The following is a 19686-nucleotide window of genomic DNA, read 5'->3' as shown; positions in this document are numbered from 1 at the left end:
ATGGAAAGTCCCCCTCTGAGCGAGTTTGACCTGCACCTTTTTGGCGAAGGCCGCCACTGGCATATCTATAACGTGCTCGGCGCACACCTGTGCAGGGTAAAAGGTGTTGAAGGTGTTCGATTCGCTGTCTGGGCTCCCAATGCGGCGCAGGTAAGCGTAATTGGAGACTTCAATGACTGGCAGCCCGGCCGGAATCAGATGCAGGGGCACGACTCTACCGGCGTATGGTCAACGTTCATTCCCGGAATAGACGCCGGAGCGATCTATAAGTATTCGATCACCAACAGGGATGGCCACGAACTTGTTAAAACAGACCCCTACGGTCAGAGTTTCGAATTACGACCCTCTAATGCCGCTGTCGTAACCAAGCGTGGCAGCTACGGTTGGGGCGACGGTGATTGGCTCGCCCGGCGAACCCATTGGAACTGGCAAAGGTCCCCTATTTCCGTTTATGAGGTTCACGCGGCTTCCTGGAGGCACCATGGTTCCGGACGCTGGCTGACCTATCGAGAACTCGCGGATCAACTGGTGCCTTATGTCCTGGAGATGGGGTTCACTCACATCGAGTTGTTGCCTGTCACCGAGCACCCACTGGATGAATCCTGGGGCTATCAGACAACTGGCTACTACGCGCCCACAAGCCGCTTCGGCTCACCGGATGACTTTCGATATCTGGTTGATCAGTGCCACCGACACGAAATCGGGGTTATCCTCGATTGGGTCCCGGGGCACTTCCCGACCGATGCTCATGCCCTTGCGCGTTTCGATGGCACCGCACTGTATGAACATGAAGATCCGCGGCGAGGTCAGCATCAGGACTGGGGCACCCTGATCTACAATTACGGCCGCCACGAGGTTCGTAATTTTCTCATTGGGAGTGCGCTGTTCTGGTTGGATGCGTTCCACATTGACGGACTACGAGTCGATGCCGTCGCTTCCATGCTCTATCTCAACTATTCCCGCAAAGAAGGCGAATGGCTGCCCAATGTTCATGGCGGCCATGAGAACCTTGAGGCCATCGATTTTCTGAAAGAGTTGAATCAGGTGTGTCAGCAGCGTTTCCCGGGTGCACTGATCATTGCAGAAGAGTCCACCTCCTGGCCGGCGGTAACGCGACCACCCGAGCTCGGAGGATTGGGCTTCAACCTCAAGTGGAATATGGGGTGGATGCACGACACCCTTGGTTACCTCAGCCATGAACCGATTCACCGGCAGTATCACCACGACAAACTGACGTTCGGATTGCTCTATGCTTTCTCTGAAAACTTCATGTTGCCACTGTCCCACGATGAGGTTGTCCATGGTAAAGGAAGCCTGATCAACAAGATGCCCGGGGATGACTGGCAGAAGCGGGCAACCATCCGCCTGCTCTTCACTTTCATGTTCACCTATCCGGGCGCGAAACTGTTGTTCATGGGCGGCGAGTTCGGCCAGCAACGTGAGTGGAGCGAAGTCAGGGAACTTGACTGGGGGCTGCTCGCCAATGGTAGCAACCAGGGCCTGAGGAAGATCGTGCAAGACCTCAACCGGGTTTATCGGCAAGAGCCATCACTGCACGCCAATGATTTTGACCACGAGGGTTTCGAATGGATCGACTGCCACGATTCCCCGCAGTCCGTCATCAGTTATGTTCGGCAGCAAGGAAACGATGCCACTGTGATCGTTCTCAACTTCACCCCCGTCGCCAGGTTCCGGTATCGAATCGGCGTGCCCTCCGGTGAAACCTGGCAGGAAATACTTAACTCCGATTCCGAATATTATGGTGGTAGTAATGTTGGCAACCCGTTGCCGATACGTCCGGACCCGCAGCCATGGATGAGGAGGGACTGGTCCGTCGAACTGACTCTCCCCCCACTCGGGGCCGTTGTCCTGAGGCCGTCGTAATGATCCGCGTGCTATTTGCCACCAGCGAGGTCTTTCCACTGGTCAAGACCGGAGGCCTTGCCGATGTGTCCGCCAGTCTACCGGAGGCCCTTTGCCGTCAGGGGTATGACGTCAACATCCTGCTTCCAGGCTACCCCAAAGCCCTTTCTGCCGCCAGGGATGCCGGTTCTCGCCGGCAAGGTCGATTCAGTATTGGGCAATACGATGTGAGCCTGTGGCGCACCCGTTTACCCGGCACAGCGGTAACGCTCTGGCTGGTTGATTGCCCTTCCCTTTTTCAGCGGGAAGGCAATCCTTACCAGAATGACGAAGGTGAGGACTGGTGGGACAACGCGCATCGCTACCATCTGTTCGCGAGGGTCGGCGTGATGATGGCGCTCGGCCAGGCCGGCATTCGGTGGGTACCGGATGTCGTCCATTGCAATGACTGGCAAACCGGGCTGATCCCGGCCTACCTTTCCCATTACCGGAGCCGCCCGGCCACCGTATTCACGGTGCATAATCTCGCATACCAGGGTCTGTTCTCCCATGAAACCTTTCGAGCGCTGGGACTGCCGGACTCGCTCTGGCAGTTCGATCAGCTGGAGTTCCATGGTCAGCTGTCCTTCATCAAAGGAGGGCTGGTGTTCAGTGACCGGGTAACCACCGTGAGCCCAAGCTACGCGGATGAGATCAGGCGAGCCGACCATGGTTACGGTCTCGATGGACTTCTCCAGCATCGCAGCCACGCCCTCGTGGGCATTCTGAACGGCATTGATACCCGGCTCTGGAATCCAGAGAACGATGAGCACCTGGAATTCCATTACGGGCAAGATCACCTCAAGGACAAGGTTCAGTGTCAGACCAGACTTCGCCAGCAACTGGGCCTGGAGGTCGACGGAGCCCCATTGATCGGATTTGTCGGCCGGTTGGTGGAGCAGAAAGGCATCGACTGGCTGCTTGAGGTTATTCCGCCACTTCTTAAGCGAGGGTGCCAATTTGCCTTGCTGGGATCGGGTGAAGATTCTTATCAGGAGGCGTTAGGCGAATTGGCGCGGGCATGGCCCGGACAGTTCTCACTGACCCTGGGTTACGACGAAGCCCTGGCGCACCGGATTACCGCGGGCGCCGACCTGTTCGTTATGCCGTCACGTTTTGAACCGTGTGGCCTGAACCAGATGTACAGCTTGCGCTACGGGACTGTCCCGATCGTTCATGCCGTTGGCGGGCTCCGGGATACCGTATTTGATCCCGAGGACTGCAAAAGCGCCGAGGCAAACGGCTTTTGTTTCCGGGAAGCGGAAGCCAGCGCATTACTGCACGCTATTGAGCGTGCCCTGGATTTGATGGGTAATCGTAAAGCCTGGCGCCGGCTTCAGGAAAACGGCATGGCCGGTGACTACTCCTGGAAAAAGAGCGCCCGCCTCTACGGTGAGCTATACCAAGACATATTGAAGGAACGCGAGCAGTTAGCCGAGGATCCCTGAGGGATGTGCCCAAGGAGGCAATCATGCGCAAGGTAACTGAATTCCGTCTTGAAGCCCGTCCGGATATCCCGGAACCGATTAGCCGTCTGGAAGAGTTGGCAAATGATCTGTTCTACAGCTGGGACAACGGGGTAAGGAGCCTCTATGCCAGAATTGATCTTCCCCTGTGGCAAAAGGTGGAACACAATCCCAAGCTGTTTCTCCGGCGGGTCGCCCAGGCCAGACTGGATGAGGCCTCCGAGGATCGCTCTTTTCTCGCCGAATACCGAAGCGTATTGAGCAGTTATGACGCCTATCTGGACGCTGAGCCGGTACCGGAAGTGGTCGACAACCTGGCTCCGGAGACATCCCTGGTCGCCTATTTCTGCGCCGAGTTTGGTTTTCATGAGAGCTTTCCCATCTACTCCGGAGGGCTAGGCATTCTCGCAGGAGACCATTGCAAGGCAGCCAGTGACCTCGGATTGCCCTTCGTTGCCGTTGGTCTGCTTTACCAGCAGGGGTACTTCATCCAGTCCATCGATTCTCAGGGCCATCAAATCGCCCGCTATCACTCCCACTCAAGCGATGAACTACCGATCGTGCCGGTCGAGCAAGACGGCACGCTGATGAAAGTGTCGGTGCCGTTTCCGGGTCGGACCGTGACCGCGCGCGTCTGGGAAGCCCGGGTTGGTCATATTCGGCTCTATCTGCTTGATACCCACACCGAAGAGAACAGCGCTGAAGATCAGGAGTTGACCCTGCAGCTCTATGGCGGTGATGAATCGACGCGCATCAGCCAGGAGATGCTCCTGGGCATCGGCGGCACGCGAGTGCTGCAGTCCCTTGGCCTGGAACCGACAGTCTGGCACATCAATGAGGGGCACGCGGCCTTCCAGATTCTCGAACGTTGCCGGATGAAGATGGCCGAAGGTTTGGAGTTCGAGGCCGCACTGGAGGCGGTAGCCGGCGCCACCCTCTTTACTACCCACACGCCGGTGCCGGCCGGCCACGACATCTTTCAGCGCAGCCTGATGCAGCACGCTCTGGGCGACTATCTCGGCGATTCCGGCCTGGACTTTGAGAAAGTATTTTCCCTCGGAGCCAAAAACGGTGGGGACAGTTTCAACATGACCAGCCTGGGGCTTCGGGGATCACGTTTCCATAACGGCGTCAGCCGGATTCACGGTACCGTTGCTTCTGAAATGGAAGGCGATATCTGGCCACAGGTTCCCGCCGCAGAAAACCCTATTGGCTACATCACCAATGGCGTTCACGTTCCAACGTTTCTTGCGCCCGAATGGGCCAGTCTGTTCGACATCCAGGCGCCCTCCTGGAAAAGCGAGCTGCGTAACCCCCAATTCTGGAGTTTTGTGGACAACATTCCTGACTACCACTACTGGAGCGTTCACAAAGCACTGAAACAACAGATGGGTGAATTTGTGGTGGATCAACTCGGTCGACAACACCGGCGCAACGGTACGGGCCACTCGATTACCGAGAGAATGACCAGGCATTTGGTGTCACCGGATAAAGACACGTTGGTCATCGGATTCGCGCGTCGATTTGCCACCTATAAACGGGCCACCCTGATTTTTTCGGACCTGCAAAGGCTTGAGGAAATTCTTACCAACCCGGATTGCCCGGTTGTGCTTGTGTTTGCCGGCAAGGCTCACCCCCGAGACAAGCCCGGTCAGCATCTGATCAAAGTCATCCATGACCTTTCGATGAATCCCCGATTTATGGGGCACATCATTTTGCTCGAGGACTACGACCAGGCGATGGCCAGGCGGATGCTGAGCGGTGTGGACGTCTGGCTGAACACACCGCAGTACCCGAAGGAAGCCAGCGGAACCTCGGGTGAGAAAGCCGCGCTAAATGGGGCACTGAATCTCAGCGTCCTGGATGGTTGGTGGGGTGAAGGCTACGACGGCACCAACGGCTGGGCCATTACCCCGAGGGACACCGAGCTGGATGCGGAATTCCGTAATGAAGAAGAGGCGCGGGACCTGCTCGACCTGCTGGAGTACGAAATGGTGCCTCTCTACTACGATCGGGCTGCTCAGGGATATTCGAGCGGCTGGGTTCGCCGGTCCAAGAATTCCATGAAATCCATCACCCCCCGGTTCAATAGTCAGCGCATGGTGATGGACTATGTTGAAAAGTACTACGGTCCAGCCACGGCACAGGGTAAGAGACTATCCGCAGAACACGGCGCACTGGCTGCCGAGTTGGCTGAATGGAAAGCAAAGGTGAATCGTGCATGGCCCGGGGTTTCCTTGACCATTTGCGGGAGTGTGTCCCAGACCTGCGCACATGATGAGGCGGTAGAGATTCGTGTCGAGGCGCAACTCAATGGTCTCAGTGCCAGTGACGTCCAGGTTCAGTGCCTGATTGAACCTCGCTGCACCGGTTCCTATGAGGATTCCGGGCCCGGTCACGTTTTCCTCGAATATGAATCCGAGTCTGACGGCAGGACGCTGTTTTCAGCCCGCGTTCCACCGTCCTATCCTGGCCTTCAAACCCTGAAGCTGAGGATGTATCCGTATCATGACGCCCTGTCCCACCCTCTGGAAATGGGCGCCATGCTCTGGATCTAGAGGGCGTGGCGGCGGATAAAACGACCGATGTCCACGACTTCCTCAAGGCACACGCTGTGTTCCATGGGGTAGGTTTGATAGGCGGGATCAAAGCCCATGGTTTTCAGGGTTTTCACGCTCCGGACACCAAGAGATTCCGGCACAATCGGGTCAAAGGTGCCGTGGTAGACGTTGATCGGAATGCCCGCATTTACGGGATTCGGATCGATGCTGTCCGCAGTCGCAAAGTACGTTGATAGTGCCAGTACGCCGGCCAGCCGCTTCGGGTAAGTCAGCGCCACTTCGTAGGCAACCGCCCCGCCCTGGGAAAACCCGGCGATCACGATGTGCTCTGGCTTGATGCCCCGTTCGATCTCCTGATCGATCAGTTTTGCGATGGCTACGGCGGATGCACGGAGCTGCTCGGTGTCGACAACCCGGTCAATATCCATCGCCTTGATGTCATACCATGCCGGCATCACCATACCGCCATTGATCGTAACCGGAAGATTTGGCGCATGCGGGAAGATGAAGCGCACGGCAGCATCCTCCGGCAACCCCAGTTCCGGGACAACCGGTTCGAAGTCATGGCCACTGGCCCCGAGGCCATGCAGCCAGATCACGGAGGCAGTGGGTTCCGGTGCGGTTTCGAGTTCGATGTACTGCAAGTCCTGCACAGGTCACCTCAATTCGGGAAAAGTTGGCCGGCGTTATTCCGGTTTGTTCAGTTCTGCATTGGCGTCCAGCGCCGTAACCACCGGGTTGGCGTACATGTCCAGCAGGTACTGACGAATAGCCGGGTCGCAGGCATCAAGACGGCGTTCCAGTTCGGCCTCGGCCGCTTCAATCTCCGCCGGAGACCAGGTTTCCGCGGTAACCACGGAATCACTCACGCTGTCTGGCGTGTCGTGGGCTTCCGGGTGAATGCCACGCATCTGGTAGGCCACCAGGTTGGAGGCGTGCAGATGGTAGTTGGCATGCATTTCACGGTCGATCCGCGCAGCCATGTCTTTGGCGTTATCCGGTGCATCGGTGATCGGGGCACCAAAATGCACATGCACATGCCCCTTGAACCCCGTCAGGCCACGCATGATCTGCTCGGAATCCTCACCTTCCGCCTTGGTGTAGCTGCCGGTCCTGGCCTTGGTCTCGAGTTCTTTTGCCTTGTCTGCGTCACAGGGGTCGTATTCGTAGGCAATCGAAACCGGCACCACGTGAAGGCTGTTCATCGCTTCTGCAAAGCTGAGCCCGCTCTTTTTAAGGCTCATGTAAAACATCTTGATGATGGCCGGGTCGGTGAAATCCAGCCCGTCTTTTGCCCGCCCTTCGCGCTGAGCAATCCAGATGCTGTGGTTGGTCTGAATGCTGTGATTGATAAAACCGGACAGCGTCAGATAGGCATCACGCATTTCGCGGGGGCTGGTCATGTTCCGGCGCACCACAAAGCTTTTGTTCAGGCGCATCATCTCGGCAAACACACGGTTTGAAAGCAGGTTGTCGCCGATGGCGATCCGGGTGGTTTTGAAACCGTTATGGAAAAGCAGGTGATTGACCACCATCGGATCAAAGACGATGTCCCGATGGTTGGATATGAACAGATGGGCGCTTTTCTTATCGAGATTTTCCAGGCCGCTGGTCGTCACCCGGGTTGTCGTGTCGTCCACCAGTTCGGATACGTAGCTCGATAGCCTGGCCTGTAGGTCATCCACCCGGTGGTACTTGCCAAAATGACTGATCAGCCAGCGGCGTACGAACATCCGCAACACGGCGGGTGCCCAACGCGCCATCGTAGGGGATTTGAAGCGGCCAACCATGTCCAGAAACTCCTGGTCATTAACCAGACGGTTGATCGCGGGGCCGGTTTCTTCGTCCGAATATGGACGGATGGCATCAAATTCCTGCATGTAAGCCCTGTTGTTTTCGAAAGCTGGCAGAAACGGCTGCCAGGAAGCTATTGTTCAAAGGCGCGATATTGTAGCGTTTCTCTCCCTGATTTGCCTCATTGAAAGGTCTGTTGGCGCATATTCGCGGGTTAATCTGTTATCATTTGCGCCCGCTGCTCAGGCATTTTCTGTATCTCTGCACCAAACCCGGCTGCGCGCCGGACAATCGGGCTACCTTATGTTTTTTGATCAGGACTTCGAACAACTGGCAACTGAGCGCCCTACCGGGCAGCAGAAGGATCCGGAACAGGTGCTCCACGAAGTCTTCGGATACGAATCCTTCCGCCCGCTCCAGGGAGACATCATACGCGAGGTGGTTGAAGGAAAAGATGCGCTGGTGTTGATGCCAACGGGCGGTGGTAAATCCCTCTGCTACCAGGTGCCGGCTCTGGTCCGGCCCGGCACGGCAATCGTTGTATCGCCACTGATTGCTCTGATGCAGGATCAGGTCGCTGCGCTTCGTGAATTGGGTGTCAACGCCGCGTTTCTCAATTCAACCATGGATTACGAGCAGGCCCGCGATACCGAATACGCCTTGAACACCGGTGAGCTGGATCTGCTCTACTGCGCGCCTGAGCGCCTGATACAGCCCCGCACACTGGAACTGTTGCACAACACCTCGATTTCCCTGTTTGCGATTGACGAAGCTCACTGCGTATCCCAGTGGGGCCATGACTTTCGTTCCGATTATCTCCAACTCAGCATGCTCGCCCAGGCATTCCCCGGTGTGCCCCGGATTGCCCTGACCGCAACGGCTGACGAGCGAACACGGAAGGAAATTGCGGAGCGCCTGTCGCTGACCGAGGCCAGGCACTTTATCAGCGGATTTGATCGCCCGAATATTCAATACCGTATTTCACCAAAAACAAATGCGAACAAACAGTTACTTTCATTTATTGATGCAGAACATGAAGGTGATTGTGGCATTGTTTACTGTCTTTCCAGGAACAAGGTCGAAGCCACGGCACGTATGCTGGCGGACAAAGGTTACACCGCACTGCCCTATCACGCAGGCCTGTCCTCCGAGGAGCGAGCCAGGAATCAGGAGCGGTTTCTGCGGGAAGATGGCGTGATTATCGTTGCCACCATCGCCTTTGGAATGGGCATCGACAAACCCGATGTTCGCTTTGTCGCTCACCTGGATCTCCCCAAAAGCCTCGAAGCCTACTACCAGGAAACTGGGCGCGCCGGGCGGGATGGCAAACCCTCTACGGCCTGGATGGTCTACGGGTTGCAGGACGTCATCAAGCTCCGCCAGATGCTCGAGGCATCCCAGGGCACGGACCATTTCAAACGTATCGAGCGGCAAAAACTGGATGCCATGCTGGGACTCTGTGAAGTCACTGGATGCAGGCGGCAGGTACTTTTGCAGTATTTCGGAGATACGCTTGATCAACCATGCGGCAACTGTGATACCTGCCAGACACCGCCTGAAACCTGGGATGGAACCGTAGCCGTCCAGAAAGCACTTTCCTGTGTCTACCGCACCGGACAGCGGTTTGGCGTTACTTACCTGATAGACGTACTTCGGGGATCCGAGAACGAACGGATTATCCAATCCGGCCACAATCAGGTGTCGACCTACGGTATCGGGACCGAACTTTCCGCCAATGAATGGAAATCCGTATTTCGCCAACTGGTTGCGAATGGTTACCTTCGGGCGGATCCCGACGGTTATGGTGCACTTCAGCTAACGGAGAAGTGCCGCCCGCTTCTAAAGGGGCAGGAGCAGGTTCAGCTACGCAAGGATCCGGTGGTCAAAGCCGAACGTCGCAACTCAAAAGGCCGCAAAAGCGCGGTTACCCGTGAACACATTACCGATCAGGCGGGCTGGGAGGCGTTGCGTGCCTGCCGTAAAGAACTGGCCGAGCAACAGGGCGTGCCGCCCTATGTGATTTTCCACGACGCAACGCTGTTCGACATGCTCGAGCGCCGTCCGGGTACCTTGTCAGATCTTGCGGAAGTAAACGGTGTCGGCGCGGCCAAGCTGGAGAAATATGGCGAGATCTTCCTGGAAGCCCTCGCCAATCTGGATCAACAGGAAGCCTGATCAGGCGGTCTGTTTGAACCCTTTTTTCCGTACCCGGTAATGGGCAATGGATGTGGCCACATGGTTGCCCTGCTCGTCCCGCAACTGCCCTTCCAGACTGAATTTTGCCCGCCCCGTAGCATCGGCGTCCGCAAGAATGCTCGCCACGTCCTGTTTGGTCAGTGAAAACTCCACCGTAACATCTGAATTCGCAGGCTGCAGGAATTGCAGCGTCATCTCCTTGAGGATCGGCGTGTAAGCAGGGCCGAGATCGAATAGTGTCAATACACCGCCGGGAATCTCTGCAACCAGGAAGTACGCGCCCGCATAGAGGCTACCGAAGTGGTTCTTGTTGCCTTTGAGTTTGATTCTGGCGCGTACGTATCCCGGTTTGATCTCCTCCACACTGAAGCCGTTTCTCGGGGCAAAAGGAATCGAAAATCCGATAATCCGATTCACGGCGGCATAGCCGCCGGTTTTTTTCAGCCACTCAAGCGGGCTGGCAAGCGTTGCCTGAGAGTCGGTCCCCGCGATAAAACTACCAGTGGCGCCAATAAGGTTGTCAATAAGGGCCATGAAGCTGCTCCAATGCTGTCGTTGGAGGGGAATCATTACAACCACTTCCCCTCGCCGCAAGGTGCAATGCCAAAACTTTTAACACTATTTTGAATGTATTAGCGTTTTTGAGACCAATTCTGTTCTAAAGTAAGGGCTGAGGCTGAACCGTTCCCCCGGGAGAAAGGACTCTGATATTGGAACACTCTGTTGCTTCTCAGGCGCACACCCAAATACGACGCTACCGAACGATCAGGGCGCTAACGGCGCTGCTGTGTGCCGTTGCGCTGGTGTGCCCGTCCCTGAAGGCGAACGTCGTTTCTTCGAAAGACTACATTCTCTGGTACCGCAACTACGACAGCCCTGCCATTCGAGCCCTGGTCGAACTATCACTCCGAAAGACCCCCGAGTACGGCGATTTCCGGGTGCTGCGCAGCGAGGAACTCAGTCAGGGACGGGTGCTTCGCGAACTAAGCAGTAATCGCTCCGGACTCGTTGATATCGCAAATGTAGCTACCTCAGCCCAGAGGGAAGAATTCCTGACGCCCATCCCTATCCCTATCGACGGTGGCTTGTTGGGGTTTCGGGTTTGTCTCGTGATGCCCGACAAGCTCGATATGTTTAAAGGCATCCATAATCTTCAAGATCTGGTCAATTCCGACATTCGCATCGGCCAGGGCTCGCACTGGCCGGACACCTCCGTCCTGCAGGCAAATGGAATCAAGGTGATTACCCATACCCGGTTCGAAATTCTATTCGGAATGCTCAAGAAGAACCGGTTTGAATGCTTTGCCAGGGGCGTCAGTGAGGTCCTCTATGATATGGAAAACCAGCACGACGCAGACCTGGTGATCGAGCCAAACCTTTTGCTCGCCTACCCGATGCCCTCCTACCTGTTCGTCGCGCCAGGGGATCACGAGACCGCCCACCGCCTTCAGTTGGGGATGGAGCGGGCAATCAGCGATGGCAGCTTTGCGGTGTTTCTGAAGAAATACTATGGCCGTGCCGTGGAAATGCTGAACCTGCATCGTCGCAGTGTTGTTGTGCTGGACAACCCTTACCTGACCGAAGAGTCCTGGCACGTAGGGCGGCGGACACTGGAGAACCTCCAGCGCCGCCTCGACATACTTACCCGTTAGACCCGGAACCGGGAAACATTACGGTTCAGGGTTTCTCCGATCGTCTCAATGTGGCCGCTGTATACGTCGTTTTCGCTGGCCGCCGCAGCCGCCTCCTGGCCCTGATCAGAAATCCGCGTGATGGACGAATTCAGTTCTTCGGTGACGGATGTCTGCTCTTCCGACGCCGTCGCGATCTGGGACGTCATCTGGCTGATGGCCGTGATTGCCTCCGCGATTCTATTGAGAGACTCCATGGCATCCTGCGCTTTTTCCATGCTGACATTGGAAACCGCCGTTGACGCCTTCATCACTTCCACGGCGTCATTCGCGCCCTTCTGCAGGCGCTCGATCATGTTGTTGATTTCTTCAGTACTGGCCTGCGTGCGCTGAGCCAAATTGCGCACTTCATCGGCAACGACCGCGAAGCCACGGCCTGCTTCCCCAGCTCTCGCGGCTTCGATCGCCGCGTTCAAAGCGAGCAGATTCGTCTGTTCGGCAATGCCCTGAATGACTTCCAGTACCGACGTAATCGAGGTGACATCCTTGCCGAGGGTATCGATCACTTCGGCAGCCTCTGTCACTTCCCTGGCGAGCTTTTCAACGGCATCTCGGGACGCAGTCACCGTTTCCAGAGAGGCTCGGCTGTCCTGGTCCGCCGTGTTGGCGGCATCGGCCGTCTGCTGCGCATTCTGCGCAATCTCACCGGCCGCTGCCGACATTTCGTTGATGGCCGTTGCCACCATATCCACTTCAGATTGCTGGCTCTCGACGCTGGTACGGCTGGTGCGAGCAGTCTCCCGCAGTGCGGTCACGTTCTCACCCAGTTCCCGACTGCCGTGTTGAACATCCCGAACGACCGTCTGAATGTTCTCGACGAAGCGGTTGAAACTGCCTGCGAGCGTACCGAATTCGTCCCGAGCACTATCATCCAGACGCTGGGTAAGGTCCGCGTCACCACTGCCGATATCCGCCATCGCGGTATTGAGTCGGCGCACCGGAGCGAGCAGTACATTGATACCAAAGCGAAGGATGACCAGAGAGATCAGCAAACCAACGGCTGCAATGATCAACCCGCTGACTCTGGCATCCTGAACTGGCGCATTGAGTTTGTCCTGATTAACAAACGTGGCGAGATACCAGTCAACGCCTCGTGCGTCCCGGATACCATGAAAACTGGCGAGCCAGGATGCGCCTTCAACATCGAAGCTGTGTTCCGAGCCGTCCAGTTTCGGTTGTGCCCCGATCAGAACGCTAATGTTCTTGCCAACCAACTCCTGATTCGGATGGAACAGGATAGTGCCCGCCTCATTGATCAGGGCAGCATAGCCGGTACCGGCGAGAGTGATCGTTTTAAGAATCTTGTCGATGGCGCCCAGGCCTATGTCAGCCCCGGCAACCCCTTCATAGGACCCACGCTTGACCGGCGCCATGGTGGAAATGATGGTGTCGTTCGTACTGGCGTCATGGTATGGCTCGGTAAACGAGGCTTGTCCGGTTTCCCGGGCTTTCTGGAACCAGGGACGGGACCTGGGGTCGTAGTCAGCGGGTAAGGTCGCGTTGTCCGCCGCGGTCTTCATCAGCATGTAACCGCCGGAAGTGCCCACGTACACATCGCGAAAACCACCGCCTGCCGTCATGGCCTGCAGCAATGTCCGGGCCTGCGCATCATTGCCGGCACTTTCCAGGGCTTTGGCCGCCGATTCAGTCATTGCAAGGCGGGTATTGAGCCAATCAGCAATGCTCGACGTACTTTGAGCCACCGTGTCGTCAACCAAGGCGTCCACATACGTTGAGGTGGTATCCCGAAGGCGAATATCCCCTGAAATGGTAAAAGCGGCCATCACCAGCACCAGGAGCACGCCAAACGCGATGAGTAATTTTTGTCCAAAACTCAGCTGCACGATGAGACCCTCATGTATCGTAAAAGTGCACGGAACTAATCAGAGTTACGGCCCGTGGTACAAAGTCTTTAATTTCTTCTGATAAACTTAGTTCACAACCCGCGTTTTTATGACATTTCTTTAATGATCTTTAGGGAGCCCACCTGAATGGCCCACGAGGAGCTGCATCTCAATCTCCGCAACCTGACGCTTGAGGACTACAGCCAGCTTCAGGAGTTGATGGACCGGATCTACGACGACATTGGCGGTGCCTGGCCCAAGGACACCATCAAGGCGCTGGTGGAACAGTTTCCGGATGGGCAGATCTGCATCGAGGACAACGGCCAGCTGGTCGCGGTCGCGCTCACGGTTTGCGTTAAGTACGAACGGTTCAGCAACCCACACACCTATGATGACCTGATTCTTCGCAACGAGAAGATCTGGCACAATGCCAATGGCGACTCACTGTACGGTCTCGATGTGTTCATCCACCCCGAATACCGCGGCTATCGTTTGGGGCGCCGGCTCTATGAAGCCAGAAAGGAGCTTTGCCGCTCCATGAACCTGCGGGCTATTCTGGCCGGTGGGCGAATTCCCAGTTACTTCAAGTACGCGGATCAATACACGCCGGAGGAGTACATCCAGCGAGTGGATCGCAAAGAAATCTACGATCCGATCCTGACATTCCAGCTCTCGAATGATTTTCAGGTCACACGCCTGATGCACAAATATCTTCCGGAAGACGAGAAGTCTCTGGGATATGCCACGTTGCTGGAATGGCGCAACATCCTCTACACGCCGCCTTCTCTCGTACTCAATGCCAAGAAAACTCAAGTCAGGCTGGGTGCGGTGCAGTGGCAGATGCGTGAATTCAGTTCCGTTGAAGAGGTTCTGAAGCAGGTGGAATACTTCGTTGATGCGCTCTCGGACTATAAGAGCGATTTCGCGCTTTTCCCGGAGTTTTTCAATTCCCCGCTAATGGGACTCACCGATCAGGTGGACCAGACTCGGGCCATCCGCTTCCTCGCCGGCTTCACTGAACAGTTCCGTGACCAGATGTCAGAAATGGCGGTGAGCTACAACATCAACATTATTACCGGCTCGATGCCGCTGATCGAAAACGACCGGGTCTACAACGTCTCGTACCTGTGTCACCGTGACGGCCGCGTGGATGAACAGCGCAAGATTCACATAACACCCCACGAGCGCCGTGATTGGGTTATTGAAGGCGGTAACGATTTTCAGGTGTTCGACACTGACGCTGGCCGCGTGGCGATCATGATCTGCTACGATATCGAGTTCCCGGAATTGGGCCGTATTGCGGCGAGCCAGGGCGTGGACATCATCATGGTGCCCTTCTGGACCGACACCAAAAACGGCTACCTGAGAGTCAGACATTGCGCCCAGGCCCGGGCCATCGAAAACGAGTGTTATGTGGTGATTACCGGCAGTGTCGGTAACCTGCCCAAGGTGGAAAATCTCGACGTACAGTACGCGCAATCCTCGGTGTTCTCTCCGTCAGATTTTGCGTTCCCCCATGATGCGGTGATGGCTGAAACCACACCCAATACCGAGATGATCATGTTCTCGGATATGGATCTGGAAAAACTGACACTGGTTAGAAACGAGGGCTCGGTGACGAACCTCAAAGACCGCCGCGTTGATATGTACGAATTGAACAAAAAGTGATTGGCCTCAAAAGCGAAGCCGTTACGTTGATAAAATTCATGAGAGATTCATTGTAGGACACTGATGATATTGTCAAAGTCATCATCAGTGTCTATTGTTTAGGCATTATCCAGTCCTGTCTTGGGTTCGACAGGCAGCTGTTGGATACGGAAATCATCAGAGAAACGAGTTCATGAACGAAGCATTACCAGATCTTATCGCCCGCTTCCGGATCCGAAAAAGCCTGTTCCGGAAAGAGCTTGTGGAGGCCTTCCTGTACGAGCTGGACGCCTATGGTTGCGTGATCAAGACAGACAAGGTGTTTGAGCCGGGCGATACGATCGTTATGGATGTGGTCATGGACATGCCGTTCGATCAGATTCGGGCTGAAGGTGTGTCAGGCCTCGTTACCGAGCGTAGAAAACACTGCAGCAACTTCTTCTACTCGATTGATTTTGTTGAGCCCGACACAGGCAACCGTTCGCCGCTCGCAGAAAAGCTGCGTCGAATCCGTGAAGTGCTGTCGAAGAAACAGAGCCTGAAATCCAGGCGTTCCTCAGGGCCAGTCTCCGGTTTCCGGCAAATGGCCTGATCTCGATTTATCATTCCCCTCGTCCCCTAAGGAGACAGTTCCATGGCAAAGAAAGCCAAACCGAGCGTTGATAAGATCGTGAAAAAGGTCAACAAGGAGATCGAGAAGACCTCCCAGCAAATTGAAGGCCTGATTAACGATGCCCTCAAGCAATTTGATTCGCTTCAGAATCAAATTCAGGACCCGTTCAAAAAGCTGCTCAAGGAAGTCGATGACCTCCGTGAACGCGAAATGAAACGCTTCAATGAAGAATTCGAGCGCCGCATGAAGGAGTTCCAGGAACTTCAGAACAGCGTGCTTGAGCGCCTGGGTGTCGCGCAGAAAGATCTGCCGAAAACCAAGCCGGCCGCAAAGCCCGCAGCTAAACCTGCAGCCAAGGCCAGCAAACCCGCTGAGAAGAAGGCCCCCGCCAAAAAGCCGGTAGCCAAGAAGCCTGCGGCTAAGAAGGCCCCGGCCAAGAAACCGGCAGCTCCTAAGAAGCTCGACAAGAGCAACCTCACCCTGGTGAAGGGCATCGGCCCCGCAACCGCCAAAAAAATGAAAGAGGCGGGCATTACTTCTATCGATCAGATCGCCAATCCCTCTGCGGCGGATCAGGAAAAGCTGAAAGCATTTTCCAACGTCAAAGGCTCTGCCGAGTTTAGCGCCGAAGCCAAGAAACTCCTCTAATGCGAACGCCTGACCAGCCTGTATTACGGGACATCGTCCTGGTTGGCGGCGGGCACAGTCACGTCGGGGTACTCAAACGGTTCGCCATGAACCCGGTCCCCGGCGTGCGCCTAACACTCATCTGCCGCGATACCCACACGCCCTACTCCGGAATGCTTCCTGGATACGTCGCCGGCCATTACAGCTACGACGACGTCCATATTGATCTGAGCAAACTCGCGGAGTATGCGGGCGCACGTTTCTATCGTGATGAAGCCGTCGGGCTCGACCGTGACCGCAAGCGAGTCATCTGTCGCAACCGTCCGGATGTGCCCTATGACCTGCTGTCGATCAATATCGGATCGTCGCCCCGGGTAAAGGACGTTGAAGGTGCTTCAGAGCATTCCGTCCCGGTGAAGCCCATCAACGGGTTTAACGCCCGCTGGCTTGCCCTGCTTTCACGCATGGAAAACCACGAAGGACCGTTGACCATCAGCGTGGTTGGCGCAGGTGCCGGTGGCGTCGAGCTCACTCTCGCCATGCAGTTCCGGCTCCAGAATGAATTCAGGCAGCGCGGAAAGGATCCTGATCAGCTTCACTTCCACCTGTTTGATGCGGCCGATGAGATTCTACCGACTCACAACCCGAAGGTGCGGGGTGTTTTCCGCCGAAAGCTGTCAGAACGAGGCGTCAAGATGCATCTCGGCTCGCCTGTGCAACAGGTGAAACAGGGTGTGCTGGTCACGGAAAACGGCCAGTCCTTCGAAACTGATGAGGTACTCTGGGTGACCCGCGCCGGCGGTCCCGAATGGTTGAAAGAGACTGGTCTGGCCCTGGACGACGGACTGTTTCTGAGGGTGCGCGATACCCTGCAAACGGAAACCGATGACGCGATCTTCGCAGCAGGCGATATCGCCAATGTCATCAATCACCCCCGCGAAAAAGCCGGTGTGTTTGCCGTTCGCCAGGGGCCACCGCTGGCCGACAATCTCAAGCGAATGGCGCTCGGTAAGGCCCCGAAAGATTTTAACCCCCAGAAGAAATGGCTCGCCCTGATCAGTACCGGGGACAAGTACGCCGTGGCGTCCAGGGGTGACACCCAGTTTGACGGCGCCTGGGTGTGGCGCTGGAAAGACTGGATCGACCGGCGCTTTATGGCCAAATTCAACGATCTGCCGCCCATGGAGGACGCCGCCGCCCTGCCGGATACAGGCGCCGCACAGTCGGCGGAGGAAGCTTCTCAGGCTATTTCCGCCGTCGCCATGCGATGTGGCGGCTGCGGTGCCAAAGTGGGCAGCACCGTGCTTTCCCGGGCACTAGGAGAGCTGAAGCCGATAGAGCGGGATGACATTATCATTGGCCTTCACGCGCCGGACGATGCCGCCGTACTGAGGGTGCCTCCCGGTAAAGCCGTCGTTCACACTGTCGACTTCTTCAGAGCCTTCATTGACGACCCCTACGTGTTCGGTCGCATTGCCGCCAATCACAGCCTGGGCGATGTCTTCGCCATGGGTGCCGAAGCCCAGAGTGCAACCGCCGTTGCAACGGTCCCCTATGGCATCGAATCGAAAGTGGAAGACGTTGTCTACCAGATGATGTCCGGAGCCGTTGAGGTGCTTAACGAGGCAGGTTGCGCCCTGGTGGGCGGCCACACCGGCGAAGGCAAAGAACTGGCGCTGGGCTTTGCCGTCAACGGGCTGATTGATCCCGAAGAGGTCATGAGCAAGGGCGGCCTTCGGGCTGGAGATGTTCTGATCCTGACCAAGCCCATCGGAACCGGCACCCTCTTTGCTGCTCATGCACGACTTGCCGCCAAAGGCCGGTGGATCGACTCGGCCCTCGCATCCATGGTTCAGTCCAACCGGCTGGCAGCGGAATGCCTGAGGCGCTATGGCTCAAAGGCCTGTACGGATGTAACCGGATTTGGCCTTCTCGGGCACCTGGTGGAAATGACACGGCCATCAGGCGTTGATGCCGAACTGGATCTGTCGTCCATTCCCATGCTACCCGGAGCGGAAGAAACCGCTGCGGCGGGCATCCTCAGCTCCTTGCAACCGGCCAATGTGAGACTCCGCCGGGGTATACGGGATCAGGCCAAGTGGGTAAACCACCCGCGCTACCCCCTGATTTTCGACCCGCAAACCGCCGGCGGTCTGCTTGCGAGTATTCCAGCAGACAAGGCGGAAGCCTGTATTCATGAGCTCAAGGCCCTGGGCTACCCTCATACCACCGTGATCGGACGGGTTACCGAACAGGACATGGAAGGCGCCATCGAGCCCATTACGCTGATTGACTGATCACTCATTGGCTTGCCGTTCAGAGCAGTGCTCGATGGCCCGCTTTAAGGCCTCATCAAGGGAAGCGCTCTCCCGCTCTGGCGTGAATTCCGGCGCCAGGGCGGCTACCTGCGACGCCAGCGTTGCCAGGAATCCGGGGTCGTTCTCTGCCCTGGCCAGCAACGTAGCGAGCTGCTTTGCGTCTTGTGCCTTAAAGTAACCGCTATAGTCGTCCCCCAGCAGCCCGCGATTACCGGGAATATCGGAAGCGAGAATCGGAATGCCCATGCGACACGCTTCCGATACAACGTTGGCGCCGCCTTCCATCACGGAACTGATGACCATGGCCTGGCTGGAGAGCATCAGTGACTCAACGTCTGACTGGTCCACCTCACCAATCCATTCAAATCGGGGATTCACCGCCGCTTCCTGCTCCGCCATGCGTTGCCAGCTGTCGTCATTCGCCTTCCCCGCATTGCACACCCGAACCTGAGAACGTTCAGGGAGCAATCGCGCCGCCCGCGCGGTAAGCAATGAGTCCTTTTCTTCCCGCAGATGACCAATAACGCAGACCTTGAAGTCAGTACCTGAGTGATTCGCAGACCAGGCGACGCTGGGATCAGGAGCCGATTGTTTAAGTGCTATCAGCCTGGCGCGGAAATCAGCTGGAATATCGTTTGCGACTTGTGAGTGAAGACCGATCAGGGCGTCAGCGAGGCGCATAGACGCAAGGGTTTCCTCCGGGAACTCAAACTGGTGACGATAAACATCCGTACCGGTCAGCGCCACGATAAGCGGACGATCAGGCCAATCATCATGAAATTCCCTCACTGCCTGATGGCTACGCCAGGCATGAAGGGCTATAAACAAATCACAGGGCTCGCCACTGTACCGGGTAACCACATCGACCCGGTGGCCAGACAACTGAAGTAGGTGTTGCCAACGCAGCGCGGTGGCCCGATTGCCGGCCCGCGATCCCGGCGGAGCCGGCGTAATAATTATTATGTGCATAGAGGCATCTTGGTTATTTGAGCCATATAAAGGCTTAAATCGTATAGCGGTTCAGAGT

14 protein-coding genes are annotated in these 19686 nt (G+C 56.4%); 9 read left to right on the top strand and 5 right to left on the bottom strand.

Annotation, left to right across the window (positions count from 1 at the left end):
- Genes glgB through glgP form a run of 3 tightly spaced genes read left to right on the top strand, consistent with a single transcriptional unit; the run spans window position 1 to window position 5926 of the window.
- Complete coding sequence (gene glgB, locus D777_RS04360) at window positions 1-1884, top strand: 1,4-alpha-glucan branching protein GlgB (RefSeq protein WP_036129035.1); 1884 nt, start codon at window positions 1-3, stop codon at window positions 1882-1884.
- On the top strand, window positions 1884-3350 hold the full coding sequence (gene glgA, locus D777_RS04355; RefSeq protein WP_036129033.1) for a glycogen synthase GlgA: 1467 nt from the start codon (window positions 1884-1886) through the stop codon (window positions 3348-3350). Before glgB ends, glgA begins: the two co-directional genes overlap by 1 nt.
- 23 nt (window positions 3351-3373) lie before the next feature.
- Window positions 3374-5926: an alpha-glucan family phosphorylase gene (gene glgP, locus D777_RS04350; RefSeq protein WP_036129032.1), complete on the top strand. Its 2553-nt coding sequence runs from the start codon at window positions 3374-3376 to the stop codon at window positions 5924-5926.
- On the opposite strand, the gene D777_RS04345 is transcribed toward glgP, so the two are convergent.
- The gene (locus D777_RS04345; RefSeq protein ID WP_036129030.1) at window positions 5923-6582 is read right to left on the bottom strand and encodes an alpha/beta hydrolase; all 660 of its coding nucleotides are present in this window, start codon (window positions 6580-6582) and stop codon (window positions 5923-5925) included. The two genes, glgP and D777_RS04345, sit on opposite strands and share 4 nt — an antisense overlap.
- Window positions 6583-6615: 33 nt before the next feature.
- Window positions 6616-7809, bottom strand: a complete 1194-nt coding sequence (locus D777_RS04340; RefSeq protein ID WP_036129027.1) for a 1-acyl-sn-glycerol-3-phosphate acyltransferase — start codon at window positions 7807-7809, stop codon at window positions 6616-6618.
- A gap of 217 nt (window positions 7810-8026) precedes the next feature.
- Between D777_RS04340 and recQ the strand changes: the two genes are divergently transcribed.
- The gene (gene recQ, locus D777_RS04335; RefSeq protein WP_036129598.1) at window positions 8027-9898 is read left to right on the top strand and encodes a DNA helicase RecQ; all 1872 of its coding nucleotides are present in this window, start codon (window positions 8027-8029) and stop codon (window positions 9896-9898) included.
- Here recQ and D777_RS04330 read toward each other — a convergent pair whose 3' ends face one another.
- Window positions 9899-10453, bottom strand: a complete 555-nt coding sequence (locus D777_RS04330; RefSeq protein WP_036129026.1) for a PaaI family thioesterase — start codon at window positions 10451-10453, stop codon at window positions 9899-9901.
- 176 nt (window positions 10454-10629) lie between these two features.
- Between D777_RS04330 and D777_RS04325 the strand changes: the two genes are divergently transcribed.
- The gene (locus D777_RS04325) at window positions 10630-11571 is read left to right on the top strand and encodes a transporter substrate-binding domain-containing protein (RefSeq protein ID WP_227501661.1); all 942 of its coding nucleotides are present in this window, start codon (window positions 10630-10632) and stop codon (window positions 11569-11571) included.
- Here D777_RS04325 and D777_RS04320 read toward each other — a convergent pair.
- Complete coding sequence (locus D777_RS04320; RefSeq protein ID WP_036129024.1) at window positions 11568-13454, bottom strand: methyl-accepting chemotaxis protein; 1887 nt, start codon at window positions 13452-13454, stop codon at window positions 11568-11570. The genes D777_RS04325 and D777_RS04320 overlap by 4 nt on opposite strands.
- 147 nt (window positions 13455-13601) lie before the next feature.
- Between D777_RS04320 and D777_RS04315 the strand changes: the two genes are divergently transcribed.
- The 4 genes from D777_RS04315 to selD all read left to right on the top strand — a co-directional run bounded on the left by D777_RS04315 (window position 13602) and on the right by selD (window position 18638).
- Entirely contained in the window at window positions 13602-15122 is a 1521-nt protein-coding gene (locus tag D777_RS04315) for a bifunctional GNAT family N-acetyltransferase/carbon-nitrogen hydrolase family protein (RefSeq protein WP_036129022.1), read from the top strand.
- Window positions 15123-15294: 172 nt separating this feature from the next.
- Window positions 15295-15693 carry a hypothetical protein gene (locus D777_RS04310; protein WP_036129020.1) on the top strand — a complete coding sequence of 133 codons (399 nt, stop codon included), beginning with the start codon at window positions 15295-15297 and terminating at the stop codon, window positions 15691-15693.
- A gap of 42 nt (window positions 15694-15735) precedes the next feature.
- Window positions 15736-16362, top strand: coding sequence for a helix-hairpin-helix domain-containing protein (locus D777_RS04305; RefSeq protein WP_036129018.1), 627 nt, complete (start codon window positions 15736-15738; stop codon window positions 16360-16362).
- Entirely contained in the window at window positions 16362-18638 is a 2277-nt protein-coding gene (selD, locus tag D777_RS04300) for a selenide, water dikinase SelD (RefSeq protein ID WP_036129016.1), read from the top strand. The genes D777_RS04305 and selD overlap by 1 nt, the downstream gene beginning before the upstream one ends.
- Here selD and senB read toward each other — a convergent pair whose 3' ends face one another.
- Window positions 18639-19628: a selenoneine biosynthesis selenosugar synthase SenB gene (gene senB, locus D777_RS04295; RefSeq protein WP_036129015.1), complete on the bottom strand. Its 990-nt coding sequence runs from the start codon at window positions 19626-19628 to the stop codon at window positions 18639-18641. It abuts the gene before it with no gap.
- Window positions 19629-19686 lie beyond the last annotated feature (58 nt).

Origin of the sequence: Marinobacter nitratireducens, assembly GCF_000708045.1 — a bacterium.
In the GTDB taxonomy this organism is placed as follows: domain Bacteria; phylum Pseudomonadota; class Gammaproteobacteria; order Pseudomonadales; family Oleiphilaceae; genus Marinobacter; species Marinobacter nitratireducens.
The sequence above is the reverse complement of the archived record's forward strand: the minus strand, read 5'-3'. Positions and strand labels throughout refer to the sequence as shown.

Bases quoted from the DNA above. Each gene is read 5' to 3' on its own strand.
- glgP (WP_036129032.1), top strand. From the start codon at position 3,374: ATGCGCAAGGTAACTGAATTCCGTCTTGAAGCCCGTCCGGATATCCCG.
- selD (WP_036129016.1), top strand. From the start codon at position 16,362: ATGCGAACGCCTGACCAGCCTGTATTACGGGACATCGTCCTGGTTGGC.
- senB (WP_036129015.1), bottom strand. From the start codon at position 19,628: ATGCACATAATAATTATTACGCCGGCTCCGCCGGGATCGCGGGCCGGC.
- D777_RS04310 (WP_036129020.1), top strand. From the start codon at position 15,295: ATGAACGAAGCATTACCAGATCTTATCGCCCGCTTCCGGATCCGAAAA.
- D777_RS04340 (WP_036129027.1), bottom strand. From the start codon at position 7,809: ATGCAGGAATTTGATGCCATCCGTCCATATTCGGACGAAGAAACCGGC.
- recQ (WP_036129598.1), top strand. From the start codon at position 8,027: ATGTTTTTTGATCAGGACTTCGAACAACTGGCAACTGAGCGCCCTACC.
- D777_RS04305 (WP_036129018.1), top strand. From the start codon at position 15,736: ATGGCAAAGAAAGCCAAACCGAGCGTTGATAAGATCGTGAAAAAGGTC.
- D777_RS04315 (WP_036129022.1), top strand. From the start codon at position 13,602: ATGGCCCACGAGGAGCTGCATCTCAATCTCCGCAACCTGACGCTTGAG.
- glgB (WP_036129035.1), top strand. From the start codon at position 1: ATGGAAAGTCCCCCTCTGAGCGAGTTTGACCTGCACCTTTTTGGCGAA.
- D777_RS04330 (WP_036129026.1), bottom strand. From the start codon at position 10,453: ATGGCCCTTATTGACAACCTTATTGGCGCCACTGGTAGTTTTATCGCG.
- glgA (WP_036129033.1), top strand. From the start codon at position 1,884: ATGATCCGCGTGCTATTTGCCACCAGCGAGGTCTTTCCACTGGTCAAG.